The following is a 16,403-nucleotide window of genomic DNA, read 5'->3' on the forward strand; positions in this document are numbered from 1 at the left end:
AGGAACATCATATGCGCTCGATCCTTGCGGCGCTTGCCGCCATCACGATTGGGTTTTTCGGTGCCACTGAAGCCAGGGCGGACAAGCTTCAGGACATTATCTCGAAGGGCGTGGTCCGGATCGGCGTGCCGCTGGATGCACCACCCTTTGGCTCGCAGGACGCCAACCGCAATCCCGTCGGTTTCGACATCGAGATGGCCGAGATGGTTGCAAAGGGCCTCGGAGTCAAACTCGAGATGCAGCAGATCACGGGCGCAAACCGCATTCCGTTCCTGCTCACCGACAAGGTGGACATTGTCATATCGGTCATGGGGTTGACCCCCGAACGCGCGAAGCAGATCCAGTTCACGGCGCCGTACGCCAATACGTTCCTGGCAGTCTATGGCGCCAAGGACGCGCCGGTTTCAAGCCCAGAGCAACTCGGCTCGCTCAAGATTGCGGCCGCGAAGGGAACGACGCAGGAACTCGCCATCAGCGCGGCCAATCCCAAGGCCAACCTTATGCGAACAGAAGACGATGCCACGGCTGCCGCTGCCTATATTTCGGGCCAGGCCGATCTTATCGCCACCAACAGCATCGTTGCCCAGGCGCTCGCCAAGCAAAATCCGAACAAGGCTTTCGAGCGAAAGTTCACCATCCGGCGCAGCCCCGCTCACATGGGCGTGCCGATGGACCAGCACAACCTCGTGCGCTGGCTCGACGGATTCATTCTGTTCAACACGATGAACGGTGAGCTCGACCGACTTCATCGCAAGCATCTCGACATGCCGATGGATCCGCTGCCGACGCTCTGAACCAATTATCCGGCCGCCGGGCTCTGCTGCCCGGCGGATCACCTCTCAGCCCAGTAGACGGGGGCCTCCCGAAGGAGGCCTTATCTGCGCGACCCCAGAACGTCATGTGCGCCGCAATTTCGCCGAGACCCTCAAGCGCTTTTCTGACCGTAGACCCTGACCGCGCCGGCAAGCAGGTCGGCTTCATCATGATCCCGCACTCGCCCCATGACGATGCCTGGGGCGTCACGCGAGTGCCCATCGCGGTGATCAAGAACGGCCATGGGCCCACGGTGATACTGGAGGGCGGCAATCATGGCGACGAATACGAAGGGCCGATCACGATCTGCGACATGATCAGGGATCTCGATCCCGCAGAGGTGCAGGGCCGACTCATCCTCATGCCCGCCAACAACGTCCACGCGGTCGTCGCAGGCACGCGAACGTCGCCTGTCGATGGCCTCAATTTCAACCGCACCTTCCCGGGCGATCCGCGCGGCACCATCACGCAGCAGATCTCCGCCTACATCAGCGACAACATCTACCCGATCGGCGATGCGTTCATCGATCTTCATTCGGGAGGATCGTCGCTCGACATTATTCCAAGCGCGATCATCGAACCGACCGACGATCCGGAACTCCATCGACGAAACGTGGCAGCGGTGCAGGCGTTCGACGCGCCGATGACCGTGGTGATCAGCAATCTCGGCGAGCCGCGCACGGCCACCGCCGCTGCCTGCCGTTCCGGTCTGGTGACGGTGGGAACCGAGATGGGCGGTGGTGGCACCGTATCGCTCGAGGCGCTTGAGGTCTGTCGGCGCGGCGTTCGCAACGTGCTCGGTCATCTGGGCGTACTCCCGCCTCACAAGGATGCGACCCGCCGCAGGGACAGCCAGGTTCTCGAACTGCCGGGAACCTCCGCCTATGTCTTTGCCTCCGCCGACGGGATTTTCGAACCGTTTCACGCCAATGGTGTGAGCGTCAGCACCGGCCAGCCGGCGGGCCGGATTCACTGTACGTGGGATCCCACCCGTCCTCCCGACATGCTTCACTACGCGGCGGATGGCATCTTGTATGGCAGGAGGCAGCCGGGGAGGGTGCGGCCGGGAAACTGCTGTCTCGTCGTGGCTGCGCCCTATCAGGGAGTCCTGGCATGATCGCCCTTGATGATATTCTCGCCGCGCGAATGCGCATCGCTCCGTTCGTCCGCCGAACCCCGATCCTGCCGGCGACGCAGATGCGCGATGCAAGGGGGCTCGACGGTCGCGTGACGCTCAAACTTGAGCACCTCCAGGTGGCCGGATCGTTCAAGGCACGTGGCGCCATGAACCGGCTCAAGACCTTGCCGCCGGAGAAAGTGGCGCGCGGACTCGTGACCGCCTCCGGCGGGAACCACGGCCTCGCGGTTGCCCGATCGGCCCATGTGGCGGGCATTCCGGCGCAGATCTTTCTGCCCTCCAACGTGGCGCCGGACAAGGCTGCCAAATTGAAGGGTTGGAATGCTACCGTGGAGATCGTGGGGTCGGTCTGGGATGAAGCGAACGATGCCGCTCTCGCGTTCGCCTCGCGCACCGATGCGACCTATATCCACCCGTTCAGCGATCCGGTCGTCGTCGCCGGGCAGGGCACGCTTGGGCTGGAGATCCTGGACGATCTGCCGGATATGGACGCAATTCTCGTGGCGATTGGGGGCGGCGGCCTCATCACGGGCCTGTCCGCCGCCATGAAGGCAGTTCGCCCGAATGTGAAGGTGATCGGTATCGAGCCCGTCGGATCGCCGACATTGCGCGCCTGTCTCGACGCGGGTCACGTGGTCACTCTCGACAGCATCCAGACGCGCGTCCCGACCATGGCCTGTCGCCGCACCGACGAGGCGATCTTCGAGGCGGCGAGGCGTACGATCGACGATATCGTGCTCGTCACGGATGAGGACATGCAGGAGGCGGCGCGCTGGCTCTGGTTCGAGTTCGGCATCGCCGCCGATCTCTCAGGCGCAGCCTCGATCGCGGCCTTGAGAAGCGGAAAAGTGGCGTCCAGCACCTACGGACATGCCTGCGCACTGATTTGCGGAGCGGGAATCGACGGCACCGGGTAAAGGGGTGATGTCACTTTAACTCAACGACGCTGCAATGGTGACGCTTCGCCGATTTCAGGCAAGTACTCCTGTCACGCCTTTCCATTCTGCCATGGCTTGTAGGCGGTGAACGTGGATCTGTAATGAATAGTGCTTTTAGCGGGGTGGCACGAAGAGATTTCGAAGAGGAGAAGATTGAGACGAAACGCGGCAGACCGCCTGGGCATCGGAAGGTCTGCATCACACGTTCGCGCTTTCGCAGCGGGAGATGCGAGTTCTCTGCCCGGTTGTTTAATCCCTTATGGCTCCAATGCTCAACATTCGGCATGATGTGACGTCTGGCTGCTCCATACGATTGCAGTATGTCCGTGATCATGCGCCTGGGTGCGCCGCCCTGGGCCTTCAGAAGTCGGTCAGCAGACGCTTCGCGGCTTTGTATCGCGGCAGCTCTGGACGATTTCATCGAGGACATACCCGTCCTGATCGACGGCGCGCCACAGCCAGTGCTTTTTGCCGGCGACTCTGCCGACCACCTCATCAAGATGCCAGATGTCATTTGGGGTTGGTCGTTTGCGACGAAGCCGGCGGGCAAAATCTGGCCCGAATTTCTTTCCCCATCGGCGGATCGTTCATACGATCCTGCGCTCGAGCAGCATCTCTTCGACCAAGCGTAGGCCCAGCGGAAATCGGAAATACAACCAGACCGCCTGGCTGATAATTTGGGCAGGGAACGATGGCGCTTGTAGCTGACGGGCTGCTTCATCCCGCAGCTCTTACCCTGCTTTCGCTGAGCCAGAGTTAATGTGACATCACCTGAGCCTGATACCGGCCACCACTTGCGCAGCGTGGGCCGCGAGATGCCGCAGCGACGGCAAACCAGTCCAGCAACCCCTGTTTTGGCATAGAGCTCGACCCACCCAAGACGGGCCTTCGTCAGATCCATGGCTCCCCCGCCCGACAGCGCCGATAGAATTAGCACCGCATCTCAAGGACAGATCTGAGATCGGAAAAATTGAAACGATGTCGCCGAACCTTACAGCTAGGCCGCTCGCGGTTATGAGCTCGCGACCTAACTACCTGAAGCCCAAGCAGAACAGCCAGATTGCAGCATCAGTGCAACCCTGTTCGCCCGTTCAAACACGCAACTCGATGGTGTCAACGATGCAATCTGCAAACAGTATGAAGGTCAATTTATCAGAGATTTCCCTGCTTCTCGTCAGCAGATACCCCTTGTACAATCGCCTCTCACAGAAATCGGAGTTTCCCTTTGGGAAGACAATGGCGCCGCGTCGAAGGTGGCGCGCGGGTTGCGAACGGCGTGTCGATCATCCGCCACATTTCACTAAACGAAAGGGCGCCGAAGCCGACGCCCTTCTTCAGTGTCACTCTGCAGCTTCCTTCGGCGCGAGAATGGTCCAGCCGGGCCACGCGCTTGAACTCGCGCGCTGGTATTGCGGCGGGATCTCGATCGGAGCACCGAGCACATGGGCGGCTTCCCAGGGCCACCGTGGATTGGCCAATGCGGCGCGTGCAATCGCCACGAGATCGGCCTTGCCGGAGGCGACGATTTCTTCAGCTTGCTCCGGCGCGACGATCAAGCCAACTGCGCGGACCACAAGATTGGTCTTCTCCTTCACGGTTTGAGCGAAGGAGACCTGGTAACCGGGAGCCACCGCGATTTTCTGGCGCGGGTCGATGCCACCGCTGGTTACATCCACATAATGGCAGCCGGCGGCTTCGAGTTTCTGCGCGAAAGCAACCGCCTCGTCGGGCGTGATGCCGCCGTCGATCCAATCCGATGCCGTCAGGCGCACCCCGAGGGTTACACCAGGAGCCGCGTCGCGCACGGCCTCAAACACGCGCAAGGGTAAGCGCATCCGGTTCTCGAGCGACCCGCCGAACGCATCCGTGCGCTCATTGCTGATCGGCGACAGGAACTGGTGCAGCAGATAGCCGTGTGCCGCATGGAGCTCAATCAGGTCGACGCCCGCGCGCGCGGCCCGGCGGGCGGAATCGGCGAAGGCGGGAACGAGCCGCTCGAGATCCTCCGCATCCGCTGCTTTTGGTGTCGGCCAGGAGCCGAATGGAAGTGCCGAAGGCGCGAGGTTCTCCCAGCCGCCGTCAGCAGTCGAGAGGGGCTGACCGCCCAGCCAGTGAAGAGCCGTCGAGCCCTTGCGGCCGCCATGGCTGAGCTGGATACCTACTTTGACAGGGGTGTAGCGGCGCATGGCCTCAATAACCCGGCAGAGGGCGGCCTCGTTCTCATCGTTATAGAGGCCGGGATCGCCGAGAGAGCAGCGTCCCATCGGCTCCACCGACGTGGCTTCAATCATCACCAGGCCGGCGCCCGAGGTGGCAAGGGCACCGAGATGGATGAGATGCCAGTCGGTCATGCTGCCGTCATCGGCGCTGTATTGCGCCATGGGGGCGATCGCGATACGATTGGCGTAGGTATGAGGACCGATGGTGATCGGAGAAAAAAGTTTGGCCATGACGATGTCTATCCGGGCAAAGCTGAAGCGCTCCGCGCTTCAGAGTTTGGTGATGATGGTTTAAGCGGTGGCCGCAATTGCGCCCGAGGTGGTGGCGGGAAGAAGCCTTATCCGCTGCGCGGTTGCCGCTTCGACTGCACTTCTCGAGTACAAAAACGGGACGTAATCGCCTTTTGCCCAGAGCGCCGACAGATCGCGGTAATGCGGCGAGCGACTGTCGCCGGATTGACCGGGTGCGTTCATGCAGACGCTCGCATCCCAGTTGCCGACATCGAGGACGAAGCGGACGGAGGCACCCATGGTGACGCGGAAATCCTGTGGGCGATAGGCTGCGTGCATGATCGTGGCGGCGCTCCCGCCCTTCGGCAGCGGCCCGACATCGAGCGTCTTGCGGCTCTCCTCGCCTGCGATTCCGCTGAGGAGATGCTCGAAGTAGCCGTGATGAAGGTCGCCCCATTGCCATTGGGACGAGTCGGCGCCAAAGCGCTCGACTACAGCCCTGTAGGCCGCCGCGAGCGTCTCTGCGAGCAGACGATCCCGCTCCTTCGCTATATCGGCGCCGAAGTGGTGATCCGGATTCTCGAGTGAGAGAAGAATTCCCTCGACATCGCCGGGGGCAAGCAACGCTCGGACTTTTGCATCGGGGATGAAAAGCTCGAACAGGGCAGGCTTGAGATGTCTCGTGAACCAAAATTCAGAGAGAGCGCCCGGCGCCGAATTCACGTGAAGCGCGTTGTCCCAGTCGAGGAGCATGGTGCGAGCGCGGTTGAAATCCTGATCTTCACCGGGTTCGATCGCGCGAAGGAGGTTCTGCAACCGGCGTCCCGGAAGCGACATGACATCGGTCTGAAGCGCCACAGAGGCTGCAACCGAATGCGACGTTGTCGATCCGAGGACCTCGTGGAGACGCAGCGCCCGGCTTTTCTCGAGCCATTCATAGCCGATCCGCATTCTCTCGTGGTCCCAGTCTGCAGGCAAGTTGGCTTCGTTCGCGCTGGCGACGTAGCCACTCGCGGGATTGATCAAGTTCGGCATGTCGTCGATCCCGACGAAGCCGTCCCATTCGAAGCGTCCATCGCCGGGAACCGGCAGGAGGCCGTCCCAGTTGCGCCGGATGGGGGTCATGCCGAAGGGCAGCCAGGCAATGGTGCCGGCGACATCGGCGTAGACATGGTTCAGCGAAGGCGTGGCGAACCGTTGGATGGCCGACTTGAATTCTTCGAGATTCTTCGCGCGCATGGAAGACAAGCCAGCAAGATAGGCGCCGGCACCGGGCTCGAACCAAACGGATCGAATCGCGAAGGCAGTCCGGGCTTCAGGGGCGGCGTAAAGCACCGGGCCGTGGTGCGTAAAGCGCAAGGGACGAATTTGGTCGTCTTCGCCTTTGACCGCGAAACGCTCATGCGCGATTTCCATCGCCACCCACTCGCCGCCATAGCGGTAGCGGTCCGGATTGCCGGGCTCCGTCTCGTAGACGTAGATGTCTTCCTGGTCTGAACCGAAGATCGTCTGTGTAAAAGCGATCGTGCCATTGTGGCCCATTGAGATGCCGGGAACCGCCGGCTCGCCGGCGCCGATCACATCGAATTCCGGACACGAGAGCTGCACGAGATAGCGCAGGGATGGCATGGCGTGATTGCGGTGTGGGTCGCCTGCAATCACCGGACGTCCGGTCTCGGTGCGATCCGCGGCGACCGCCCAGTTGTTCGATCCGGTCCAGGTCGATTCGCTGACGACCTCTGCGAGGTCATTCAGCTTTGTCCATCGATCGGCGTCGGCGAGCGTCGCGTTGAGGCGGTCCTCCGAAAAGCTGACGCCGGCGGTCGCGAGCCTGAACAGGTCGAGCACCGCAAGCGGCACGGAAGCCGGATCGATTTTTCCGTCATTGCGTGGGACCACTGCCGGCTCAAGGTTCTTGCGCAACAGGTCCGTCGCGTGGTCATGTCGCGCCAGAATGCAGGCGCGCATCACTTCCGATAATGCGTTGCGCGTCAGGGCGTGGCTGCGAACGCGAACCACATCCTCCGGCTGCCACCTTGCGGGCCGTGTGCCTGTCATGCCGAATTCCGTCGGGAGACGTGATGGCTCGCGTTCGGTGAGGTCGACATACGCATTGATGCCACTCACGAAGGCGCGGCAGATCTCCCTCGTGTCGGGCGCATAGCTCGTCCATTCCGCTTCCATGTCGCCGCGGAAAAGAAACGCCCGCGAGGCACAATCTTGCGCCAGATATCCCGGACCGAAATCGGCCGCGAGGAGGCCGAGGCCGCGCTTGCGCCAAAGGTCGATCTGCCAGAGCCGGTCGCGCGCTGCGTTGAAGCCCTGCAGGAAGAACAGATCGCCCGGGCTGGTGGCGCTGAGGTGAGGGATGCCCCAGCGATCGAGGCGAATTTCAGCCGCATCGGAGAGACCCGCAACCGTCAGCGTTTCGACGGGAGGAGCAGTGGGCTTTTCAAGTGACATGCCGATTCCTAGCAGTGACGACCGAGCAGAGATGCGAGTTCGTGGATTGTAGATTCTACCGTGCCGAAAGAGGTGAGGTCCGGTGTGAGTTGCTAAAGGTTGAGGAGAGGGACCTAACCGATGGCGACAGATGGGGTGATCGCGTAGGTGCGCCGGTAAACCAGTTCGCAGGCTCCACCGGTCGGCGCCTCTGCGCTGGTCATGTGGAAAAGATCATCGGAATGCCCATGCGGCAAACGGCTCCAAAATTTGTCGTATCGAGCATCAATACGTTCGACTTGTGGGAAGATATGATTGTCGTATTTTCGGCTTCAAAGCAAGCGGCTGGATTGCTCCCCACGGACCAACCTTCCCGGCGGGATTGCCGCGAACCGCGCTTATTTATGCGCTCAATCCGCAAATCGGGTTTGACAGAAGAATTGCTAAAGCGCAGATATACGATATTGTCGTATCGGTAACCAATACCGGACCAACCAGGGAATAGGATCAATGGCACCGTTTTCTCGTCGTCAGATGCTGGCCATCCTCGGAGCAAGCGTCGCCGCTCCGTCGATCGTCAGAGCTCAGGATACTTCGCCGATCCGAATCGGCGGCATGCTGCCTCTGTCCGGGCCGGGTGCCATCGAAGGCCACCAGGTTGTGAAGGGTCTCGAGTTTGCGGTGAAAGAAGCCAACGAGAAGGGCGGAGTCTTTGGTCGCAAGATCGAACTCGTGATGGAAGACGACGAGAGCAACTCGACCAAAGGCGTCACAGCGGTTCGCCGGCTCGTTGAGCGTGAGAAGGTGCCATTCATCATCGGGACCTATCCCACAGCTGTCGTCATCGCCGCCTCGAAAGTCGCTGCCGAATATAAAGTGCCGATGCTCTCAGGCGGCTCTACTGGCGCCGGCGCGACCGACGCCAACACACCTGGGGACCCCTGGTTTTTCCGAGCGTGGCCCGACAGCAATGGCCAAGGGGAGGACACCGCTCGCGCCATCGTCAGGCAGTTCAAGGCGAAGCGCGTGGCGATCCTGCACGACGCCACCAATTACGGCGTGACTCTCGCAGATCAGGTGACCAAAGTCGTGACGGCCGAAGGCAGCGAGATCGTCGCGAAGGAAAGCTACAATACCGGCGAGCAGGATTTCTCGTCCATGCTGACCAAGCTGCGGACGTTGAAGCCCGACGTGGTGTATATCGGCGGCTGGGCCGGCGACGGTGCGACCATCGTTCGTCAAGGGGCGGAAGTCGGTCTGCGCGCTCAGTTCGTCGGGTCCGGTTCGATGCTCAGCGATGACTTCATCACCCTGGCCGGCCCTGCATCGGAAGGTTTCGCAGTGGCGACGCTTTATGAAAGCACCACGCCGAACGAGTTCGGCCGCGCCTTTGGCGAACGCTTCAAGGCCGTTTACAAGCACGAGGCGGGCACGCTCAACGCGCTCGGGTTTGATTCGACGAACATTGCCATCGAGGCCATGCGTCGCGTCGGCAAGCCCGATAGCGCCGCGATTCAGCAAATGCTGAAATCGGGCATGAAGGACTTTCCCATCGTTCAAGGTCCGAAAGGCGCTACGGCCGCTTTCGACGCCAAAGGCAGCGTGAACTTCCCGATGTTCATCGCAATCGTCAAAAACGGCAAGCGTACACTCGTCGAATCTTGATTTCAGGACCCTTCCGTGGACCTTTTTCTTCAGTATCTCGCCAATGGCGTCGTCATTGGCAGTTCCTACGTGTTGGTGGCGGTCGGCCTGACGCTGATTTTCGGCATTCTTGGCGTGGTGAATTTCGCCCATGGCGAATTCTACATGCTCGGAGCCTATGCGGGTGTCACGGCCGTCACCTTGTTCGGTCTGCCGCTCCCACTCGCACTCGCAGTCGTGCTGGTCTTCTCGGCTCTCCTCGGTTTCGGTGCGGAGGCGATCCTCCACAAGCCCATGAAGAACCGGGACGCGACGAGTTCAATCATCTCGTCCTTCGGGCTTGCAGTCGCGTTGCAGAATGCGGCGCTTCTGACCCTCGGGCCACAACCACGATTGCTGAAGACGGAGTTCTCCACAATTCCCATTGAACTCGGGCCTGTCTTCATGCCTCTGCAACGTGCGCTGATCCCGGTGGCGATGGTGGTTCTCATCGGCGCGCTCTACCTCATTCTGCGCTACACCTGGACGGGGCGCAGCCTTCGCAGCATGTCGCAACATGCCACGGTGGCCCGTCTGTGCGGCGTGCGCGTGGAGCGGGTTGCCGTTGTCACCTTCATGGTGGGGGCGGCACTTGCGGGTGTTGCAGGCTTTCTGATGTCGTCGGTGTTCATGGTGCACCCCATCATCGGAAACATGATCGTGCTCAAGGCCTTCACCGTGGTCATTCTCGGAGGCATGGGCAACATCCTCGGCGCGGCGGCTGCGGGTCTTCTCCTTGGTATCACTGAGTCGATGACGTCAGCCTACCTCGCTAACGGATTGCGCGACATCATCGGGTTCGTGATCGTCATCGCGGTCCTGCTATTCCGTCCGCAAGGCTTGTTCGGAAAGGCTTTCGAGCGGTCATGAAAAAGCTTGCCATCCTTCTCATCGTTGCACTTGTGGCAGCCGCTCCGTTCGTCGTGGGCGGTTATGAGACCAACGTCCTTATGAACGCCTTGCTCTATGTGATCTTGGCGACGGGCCTCAATCTCGTCGCTGGTTATTGCGGGCAGTTCTCATTCGCGCAGGGCGCCTTCTACGGGATCGGCGCGTATACGACGGCGATCCTGTCGCGCGATCTTGGAACCAGCTTCTGGTTCAATTTTCCAGTCGGAATCGTGGTAGCAGGTCTGTTCGGCCTTCTCCTCGGCATCCCGGCTCTGCGGCTAAAGGGGCATTTCCTTGCTATCGTGACGATCGCGTTCCAGACGATCGTCTATCTCACGCTCTCGCAATGGACATCCTTTACCGGCGGGCAGACCGGATTGTCGGTTCCATCGATTGGATCAGTCAGCCTGTTCGGTACGACGCTGTTCGAGATCACGAGCCTGCGGTCTTATTTCTGGTTCACTCTGGTCATCGCGGTCATTCTCCTGTTTGCCGTCTGGCGCCTTCTTCAATCGCGAATCGGTCGCGAATGGATTGCAATTCGTGACGACGAAACGCTGGCGAGCGCCGTCGGGCTCGACACCACGCGCGGGAAGCTCACGGCCTTCGTCGGCTCGGCCGCACTCGCGGGTGCGGCGGGCGTGATCACGGCGCACGCCATGCGTGGCGTGACACCCGACGACTTTACGATCTGGATATCCGCAACGGTCGTCGCAATGATGATCGTCGGTGGCAAGGGAACCTTCATCGGCCCGATCGTCGGCGCCGTGCTGCTGACATCCATGCCCGAATTTCTCGGCGGCTTCGCCGAGTACAAGATGTTCCTCTTCGGCGTGCTGCTCGTGATCACCGTCACATTGCTTCCCGAGGGTCTCATCGGGCGGGTTCGCCGTCTGCGGGAGCGATACTCATGACATCTGCGCCCGTTCTTGAGGCCAAGAACCTTACTAGGCGCTTCGGCGGTGTGGTGGCGGTCAATGACGTCAGCCTGAGGGTTGGCAGAAGCGAGATCGTCGGTCTCATCGGACCCAACGGTTCCGGCAAGTCGACGATGGTCAATCTCATCACGGGAGAGTTGCCTGTAAATGGGGGGCGGCTGATATTCGACGGGGCGGATATCACCGGCCTGCCGTCCTACCGGCGGGCGCGTCTTGGCATGGCGCGCAGCTTCCAGATGCTGCGCCTGTTCCTGTCGCTGAGCGTGGAGGAGAACCTGCTTCTCGCTCACCATATCCGCATGAAGAGCAGCATGTTCGACACGATCATCGCCAGGAAATCGGCGGTCGCGGAGGAGAACAGCGTTCGCAAGCGGGCGCGGGAACTTCTGGCATGGTTCGATCTCGAGAAGTTCGCAGAGAATCCCGTCTCGGCGCTCTCCATTGGGCAGCAGCGCATGGTTGAACTCGCCCGCGGCCTCGTCAGCGAGCCGAAGCTTTTCGTGCTCGATGAACCGGCGGCCGGCTTGTCGCCCCCCAATGTCGACCGCCTTATCACGCTGATCCACCGCATGCGCGACGAGTTCGGCATGAGCATTCTTCTCGTTGAGCACGACATGCGCGTGGTTCGCGACCTCTGCGACCACGTCGTGGTGCTGGATTCAGGTGTCATGGTCGCCAAGGGCATTCCCGATATGGTGGTGAAAGACCCTGTCGTGGTCGAAGCATATATCGGTTCTGGATGGAAACGCCGTGCTAAAGCTTGACAATATCGTTGCGGGCTACGGCCGTACGCGCATTCTCCATGGTGTCACGCTTGACGTGCCCAAGGGTGGGTTGGTGGCTCTTCTCGGCGGCAACGGCACCGGCAAGTCCACAGTGTTGAAGACCATCGTCGGYCTGGTGAAAGCCCAGGAGGGTCAGGTGACGCTCGCCGGCCAGATCATCAATGATGTGCCCACCGAAGATCGCGCGGCGCTCGGTCTGTCGCTCGTCCCGCAGGGCAAGGAAGTGTTTGGCGGCATGAGCGTCGAGGAAAACCTGCTCATGGGCGCCTTTCACCGACGCCAGCATCGCTCCGAGATCGCCGACGACCTCGAGGGCGTTTACCAGCGCTTCAAGCGCCTCCGTGAACGTCGGAATGTCGCCGCCGGCATGCTGTCGGGCGGCGAGCGGCAAATGTTGTCGATCGGGCGTTCGCTGATGGCGCGACCTACCATGCTGCTGCTCGATGAACCCTCCGCCGCACTGGCGCCGCGGGTCGTCGAGGAGATCGCGGATGCCATTCTTGCCCTGCGGGATCTCGGCCTGACGCTTCTCCTCGTCGAGCAGAATGTCGGTATGGCGCTGGATATTGCCGATTACATCTACCTCATTCGCGGCGGGCGCATCGCGTTCGAGCGCGAGGTTGGCGATGGGGTCGCGATGGACGAGTTGCAGGAATTCTATCTGGGGGGAAAAGAGCATGCGTGATCGCTTTCACGGACGGGTCGCCGCGGTCACCGGCGCCGCTGGTGCGCTGGGCCGGGCGACGGCCATCAAGCTCTCAAGGGAAGGAGCGCGCATCCTCCTGTTCGATCGCGACGAAAACGGCGTGCGGGAAACGGCCGCGCAATGTCCTGGCTCTGTGACCGTCGTTGGCGACGCTTCGTCGGCGGCTGATGTGCAGCGGGCGGCGGATGTCGCGCGCAAAGAGCTGGGCCCCRTCGAACTCCTCGCCGCCGCAGCCGGCATCCTCGGGCCGGCAAAACCAGCCATCGAACTCGATGAGGCGACTTGGGATCATCTCTTTGCGGTGAACGTCAAGGGACCGTGGCTCGCCGCGCGTGCCTTCATCCCGCAGATGCGCGAAGCGGGTCGTGGTTCCGTCGTCCTGTACTCGTCTACGGCCGGCATCTTGGGATCGCCATTTCTCTCCGCCTATTCCGCATCCAAGGGTGCGGTTGTCCTTCTGACGCGCAGCCTGGCGCTCAATCACGCCCAGGAGAAAATTCGCGTCAATTGCGTCTGTCCGGGCACCATTGAGGGCCCGATGACAGAAAGCAGCTTCCTGCAGGCCGGCGACGAGACGGCGCAGGAAGAACGGCGGAAGGTCATGAGGGCGAGACATCCGATGAATCGCTTCGGAACCGCGGACGAAGTCGCCAACGCTGTTTTGTATTTCCTGAGCGACGAGGCGAGCTTTACTACCGGCACGGCGCTTCCGATCGACGGAGGACGTCTTGCGTAACCCGCAGCGTTTCGCCGGCAAGGTCGCCATCGTTACCGGCGCGGCACGGGGCATTGGCGCCGCAACGTCGCAGCGCTTTGCCGAAGAGGGCGCCGGCGTTCTGCTGGTCGATATCATTCCCGAGGTCATGGAGACTGCAGCGACTATCGGCGGCACCGGCTTCATTATCGATATCACCGCCCGCGACGCAGGCCTTCGCATCGCAGAGGCCGCACAGGCTGCCTTCGGCAGGATCGACATCCTCGTCAACAACGCGGGCATCGGTGGGTCCAAGTCCCTGAAGGATACCGACGATGCTTTGATGGACACGATCATCGACACCAATCTCAATGCGATGCTTCGCGTCACCCGCGCCATCGCTCCGCATCTGCCGCGCCCCGGTGGACGGATCATCAATGTGTCGTCGATCTTCGGCTTGATCGGCTATCCCGGCACGACCGCCTACGCGGTCGCAAAGGCGGGCGTCGCGCAATTCACCCGCCAGCTCGCTGCGGAACTGACGCCGGAAGGCATTCTGGTTAATGCGATCGCGCCCGGCGTGGTCGAGACGCCCATGACCGCGGAGCGCCTGCGCGATCCTTATTACATCAAGCTTCAGGTGAAACCGACACCGATCGGCCGGGTCGGCACGCCGTCGGAGCAGGCCTCCGTGATCGCCTTTCTGGCGTCCGAGGATGCGGCCTTCGTTTCGGGCGTCGTCATTCCGGTGGATGGCGGCTACACCGCCGCCCGCTACACCCCGAACGACGAATAGAGGGAGGAAAGTTCCATGCACGATATGAGCGTTAAATGGCCGAATGGTGCCCGTTGCGCCGTCATGCTGACCTTCGATTTCGACGCGGAGACACTTTGGACCTCGCGGGATCCGGAAAACGTCAACCGGCCTGGAATTCTCAGCCAGGGAAAATACGGCGCCAAGGTCGGCGTGCCAAAGATTCTCGAAACACTCGCGGACGCTGATTTGAAGGGAACGTTCTTCGTCCCGGGCTGGACGGCCGAAAACCACACTGGCCGACTAGAGATGATCCTCAAGGGCGGCCATGAAATCGCTCATCACAGCTACTCCCATCGTTGGGTGAGCGATGATCCGGCAGCGGAAATCGACGAGATGGAGAGGGGCCTCGAAGCCCTGAAGCGCACCGTCGGCGTCGTCCCCAAAGGCTATCGCTCGCCTGCTGGTGAAGTCAGCCCCGGCCTCTTCAAGCTGCTGCAGAAACATGACTTTCTCTACAACTCGTCGCTCATGGACGACATCAATCCCTATCGCCACGTGCTCGATGACGGAACCAAGGGGCCGATCGAATTACCGTGGCATTGGAGCCTCGACGATGCTCCCTACGCGCTGTTTTCGGTAAAAAGTCCGCGTCCGATCTTCACCAACGAACACATGTTCAACGTCTTCAAGGAAGAATTCCGCGAGATCTATCGTTGGGGTGGCCTCTTCGACATCATCTTCCATCCTCAGATTGTCGGCCGGCCGAGCCGCATTGCGCTTCTGCGCCAACTCATCGCCTATATCCGCACCTTCCCGGGCGTCTGGTTCGCAACCGGGACGGAAGTCGCACAGGCGTGGGCGGCGGAATACGAACGGGATTGATTGTTATCGCCGGTCGCGCGCCCCGCCGTGGTGCGGCGATTTGGTCAGAGAGAGGGTAGGGCATGAGCGCATCAGCATCGCAGGTCCTTGGCGGGTCGATCCCTGTTCTGGAGATCGATCCTTACACGGACRAGGTTCTCAACGAACCTTTCGCCATGCATGAAGAGGTCCGACAGGCCGGGCCGGTCGGCTTCCTCAAGAGATACGGCGTCTACGTCATAGGTCGCCATCGTGACATCCAACCGGCCTTGAAGGATTGGGAGACGTTTTCATCCACCGGTGGATCGGGGCTGGCCGATATTCGCAAGCCTGATGCCTGGCGGCCTGGAAGCCCAATCGTCGAAGTCGACCCGCCGCAGCACACGAAAGTCCGCACGGCTGTGCAGCGCGTTCTCTCACCGACCGTCATTCGTGCATGGCGAGAGGAGTTCGAACGCGAGGCGAACCGGCTTGTTGCCGAGCTGGTCGAACGCGGCACGTTCGACGCCGTCGATGATCTCGCGGAGACTTATGTTTCCAAAACCTTCCCAGACGCCCTCGGATTGAAGTGGTCGCCGGAAAGGCGAGCCAATCTCTTTCTCCTCGGTGAGTTGAACTTTGACGGTCAGGGTCCTCGCAATGCGCGCTATGAGGAGACGCAGAGGCGCGCCGATCTGATCATCGACTGGTACAACGACAGCATGACGCGCGAGGCGATGATGCCGAGCGGGTTTGGCGAGAAGATATTCGCCGCAGCAGATGCCGGCGACATCGAACCGGAGATAGCACCGCTGCTCATTCGTTCGTTTCTGCGCGGTGGCCTCGACACCACCACGAGCAGCATATCGGCGGCGCTCTATTATCTCGCGCGTGACCCGGCTCAATTCGCACTCCTGCGGGAGGATACGTCCCGTGCGCGTGCCGCGTTGGAAGAAGCGATGCGGCTTGAAACGCCGATCCAGACCGTATGCCGTCAGACGATGCGGGACATCGAGATTGACGGGGCGATGATCCCGAACGACAGCAAGGTCCTGATGTTGTTGGCCTCCGCCAATCGAGATCCGGACTTCTGGGAACGACCGGACGAGTTCGATCTGAACCGCTCGACGTTCGGACATCTGGCTCTCGGCAATGGCATCCATATGTGCATCGGACAGATGATCGCGCGGCTCGAGGGTGAGTTGGCTCTCAAGGCGGTCGCCACGCAAATCCGCGAGCTCAGGCTGGAAGGCGAGCCGACCCGCAAGCTCAACAATAACCTGCGAAGCCTGAAGACGGTGCCGCTGAGCGTCGTCGCAGCGTGAGGA

14 protein-coding genes and 2 pseudogenes are annotated in these 16,403 nt (G+C 61.2%); 12 read left to right on the top strand and 4 right to left on the bottom strand.

Annotation, left to right across the window (positions count from 1 at the left end; genetic code table 11):
- Nucleotides 1-11: 11 nt before the first annotated feature.
- The 3 genes from AC1DVM_RS10260 (at nucleotide 12) to AC1DVM_RS10270 (ending at nucleotide 2,868) form a co-directional block, all read left to right on the top strand.
- Complete coding sequence (locus AC1DVM_RS10260) at nucleotides 12-794, top strand: transporter substrate-binding domain-containing protein (protein ID WP_477254230.1); 783 nt, start codon at nucleotides 12-14, stop codon at nucleotides 792-794.
- A gap of 104 nt (nucleotides 795-898) precedes the next feature.
- Nucleotides 899-1,930: a succinylglutamate desuccinylase/aspartoacylase family protein gene (locus AC1DVM_RS10265; RefSeq protein WP_477254232.1), complete on the top strand. Its 1,032-nt coding sequence runs from the start codon at nucleotides 899-901 to the stop codon at nucleotides 1,928-1,930.
- A complete protein-coding gene (locus AC1DVM_RS10270) occupies nucleotides 1,927-2,868 on the top strand; it encodes a threonine ammonia-lyase (RefSeq protein WP_477254234.1) in 942 nt (313 codons plus the stop codon). The genes AC1DVM_RS10265 and AC1DVM_RS10270 overlap by 4 nt, the downstream gene beginning before the upstream one ends.
- 54 nt (nucleotides 2,869-2,922) lie before the next feature.
- Here AC1DVM_RS10270 and AC1DVM_RS10275 read toward each other — a convergent pair.
- The 4 genes and pseudogenes from AC1DVM_RS10275 to AC1DVM_RS10290 all read right to left on the bottom strand — a co-directional run bounded on the left by AC1DVM_RS10275 (nucleotide 2,923) and on the right by AC1DVM_RS10290 (nucleotide 7,802).
- A pseudogene (locus tag AC1DVM_RS10275) lies at nucleotides 2,923-3,617 on the bottom strand (IS6 family transposase).
- A gap of 59 nt (nucleotides 3,618-3,676) precedes the next feature.
- Nucleotides 3,677-3,790, bottom strand: a pseudogene (locus tag AC1DVM_RS10280) (IS481 family transposase); the annotation flags it as partial.
- A gap of 439 nt (nucleotides 3,791-4,229) precedes the next feature.
- Nucleotides 4,230-5,339 carry an NADH:flavin oxidoreductase/NADH oxidase gene (locus tag AC1DVM_RS10285; protein WP_477254236.1) on the bottom strand — a complete coding sequence of 370 codons (1,110 nt, stop codon included), beginning with the start codon at nucleotides 5,337-5,339 and terminating at the stop codon, nucleotides 4,230-4,232.
- 60 nt (nucleotides 5,340-5,399) lie between these two features.
- Nucleotides 5,400-7,802: a penicillin acylase family protein gene (locus AC1DVM_RS10290; protein WP_477254238.1), complete on the bottom strand. Its 2,403-nt coding sequence runs from the start codon at nucleotides 7,800-7,802 to the stop codon at nucleotides 5,400-5,402.
- A 489-nt stretch (nucleotides 7,803-8,291) separates the two neighbouring features.
- Here AC1DVM_RS10290 and AC1DVM_RS10295 point away from each other — a divergent pair, with 489 nt between their 5' ends.
- The 9 genes from AC1DVM_RS10295 to AC1DVM_RS10335 all read left to right on the top strand — a co-directional run bounded on the left by AC1DVM_RS10295 (nucleotide 8,292) and on the right by AC1DVM_RS10335 (nucleotide 16,400).
- On the top strand, nucleotides 8,292-9,446 hold the full coding sequence (locus tag AC1DVM_RS10295; protein ID WP_477254240.1) for an ABC transporter substrate-binding protein: 1,155 nt from the start codon (nucleotides 8,292-8,294) through the stop codon (nucleotides 9,444-9,446).
- A 15-nt stretch (nucleotides 9,447-9,461) separates the two neighbouring features.
- Nucleotides 9,462-10,334, top strand: a complete 873-nt coding sequence (locus AC1DVM_RS10300; protein ID WP_477254242.1) for a branched-chain amino acid ABC transporter permease — start codon at nucleotides 9,462-9,464, stop codon at nucleotides 10,332-10,334.
- Nucleotides 10,331-11,269, top strand: a complete 939-nt coding sequence (locus AC1DVM_RS10305) for a branched-chain amino acid ABC transporter permease (protein ID WP_477254244.1) — start codon at nucleotides 10,331-10,333, stop codon at nucleotides 11,267-11,269. Before AC1DVM_RS10300 ends, AC1DVM_RS10305 begins: the two co-directional genes overlap by 4 nt.
- Complete coding sequence (locus tag AC1DVM_RS10310; RefSeq protein WP_477254246.1) at nucleotides 11,266-12,057, top strand: ABC transporter ATP-binding protein; 792 nt, start codon at nucleotides 11,266-11,268, stop codon at nucleotides 12,055-12,057. Before AC1DVM_RS10305 ends, AC1DVM_RS10310 begins: the two co-directional genes overlap by 4 nt.
- A complete protein-coding gene (locus AC1DVM_RS10315) occupies nucleotides 12,044-12,763 on the top strand; it encodes an ABC transporter ATP-binding protein (RefSeq protein ID WP_477254247.1) in 720 nt (239 codons plus the stop codon). Before AC1DVM_RS10310 ends, AC1DVM_RS10315 begins: the two co-directional genes overlap by 14 nt.
- On the top strand, nucleotides 12,756-13,520 hold the full coding sequence (locus AC1DVM_RS10320; RefSeq protein WP_477254248.1) for an SDR family NAD(P)-dependent oxidoreductase: 765 nt from the start codon (nucleotides 12,756-12,758) through the stop codon (nucleotides 13,518-13,520). The genes AC1DVM_RS10315 and AC1DVM_RS10320 overlap by 8 nt, the downstream gene beginning before the upstream one ends.
- A complete protein-coding gene (locus tag AC1DVM_RS10325; RefSeq protein ID WP_477254250.1) occupies nucleotides 13,513-14,274 on the top strand; it encodes an SDR family NAD(P)-dependent oxidoreductase in 762 nt (253 codons plus the stop codon). Before AC1DVM_RS10320 ends, AC1DVM_RS10325 begins: the two co-directional genes overlap by 8 nt.
- Nucleotides 14,275-14,289: 15 nt before the next feature.
- A complete protein-coding gene (locus AC1DVM_RS10330; RefSeq protein WP_477254251.1) occupies nucleotides 14,290-15,117 on the top strand; it encodes a polysaccharide deacetylase family protein in 828 nt (275 codons plus the stop codon).
- Nucleotides 15,118-15,179: 62 nt separating this feature from the next.
- The gene (locus tag AC1DVM_RS10335) at nucleotides 15,180-16,400 is read left to right on the top strand and encodes a cytochrome P450 (RefSeq protein WP_477254253.1); all 1,221 of its coding nucleotides are present in this window, start codon (nucleotides 15,180-15,182) and stop codon (nucleotides 16,398-16,400) included.
- The last annotated feature ends 3 nt before the right edge of the window (nucleotides 16,401-16,403 follow it).

The organism is Microvirga sp. P4_A5, from assembly GCF_056402495.1.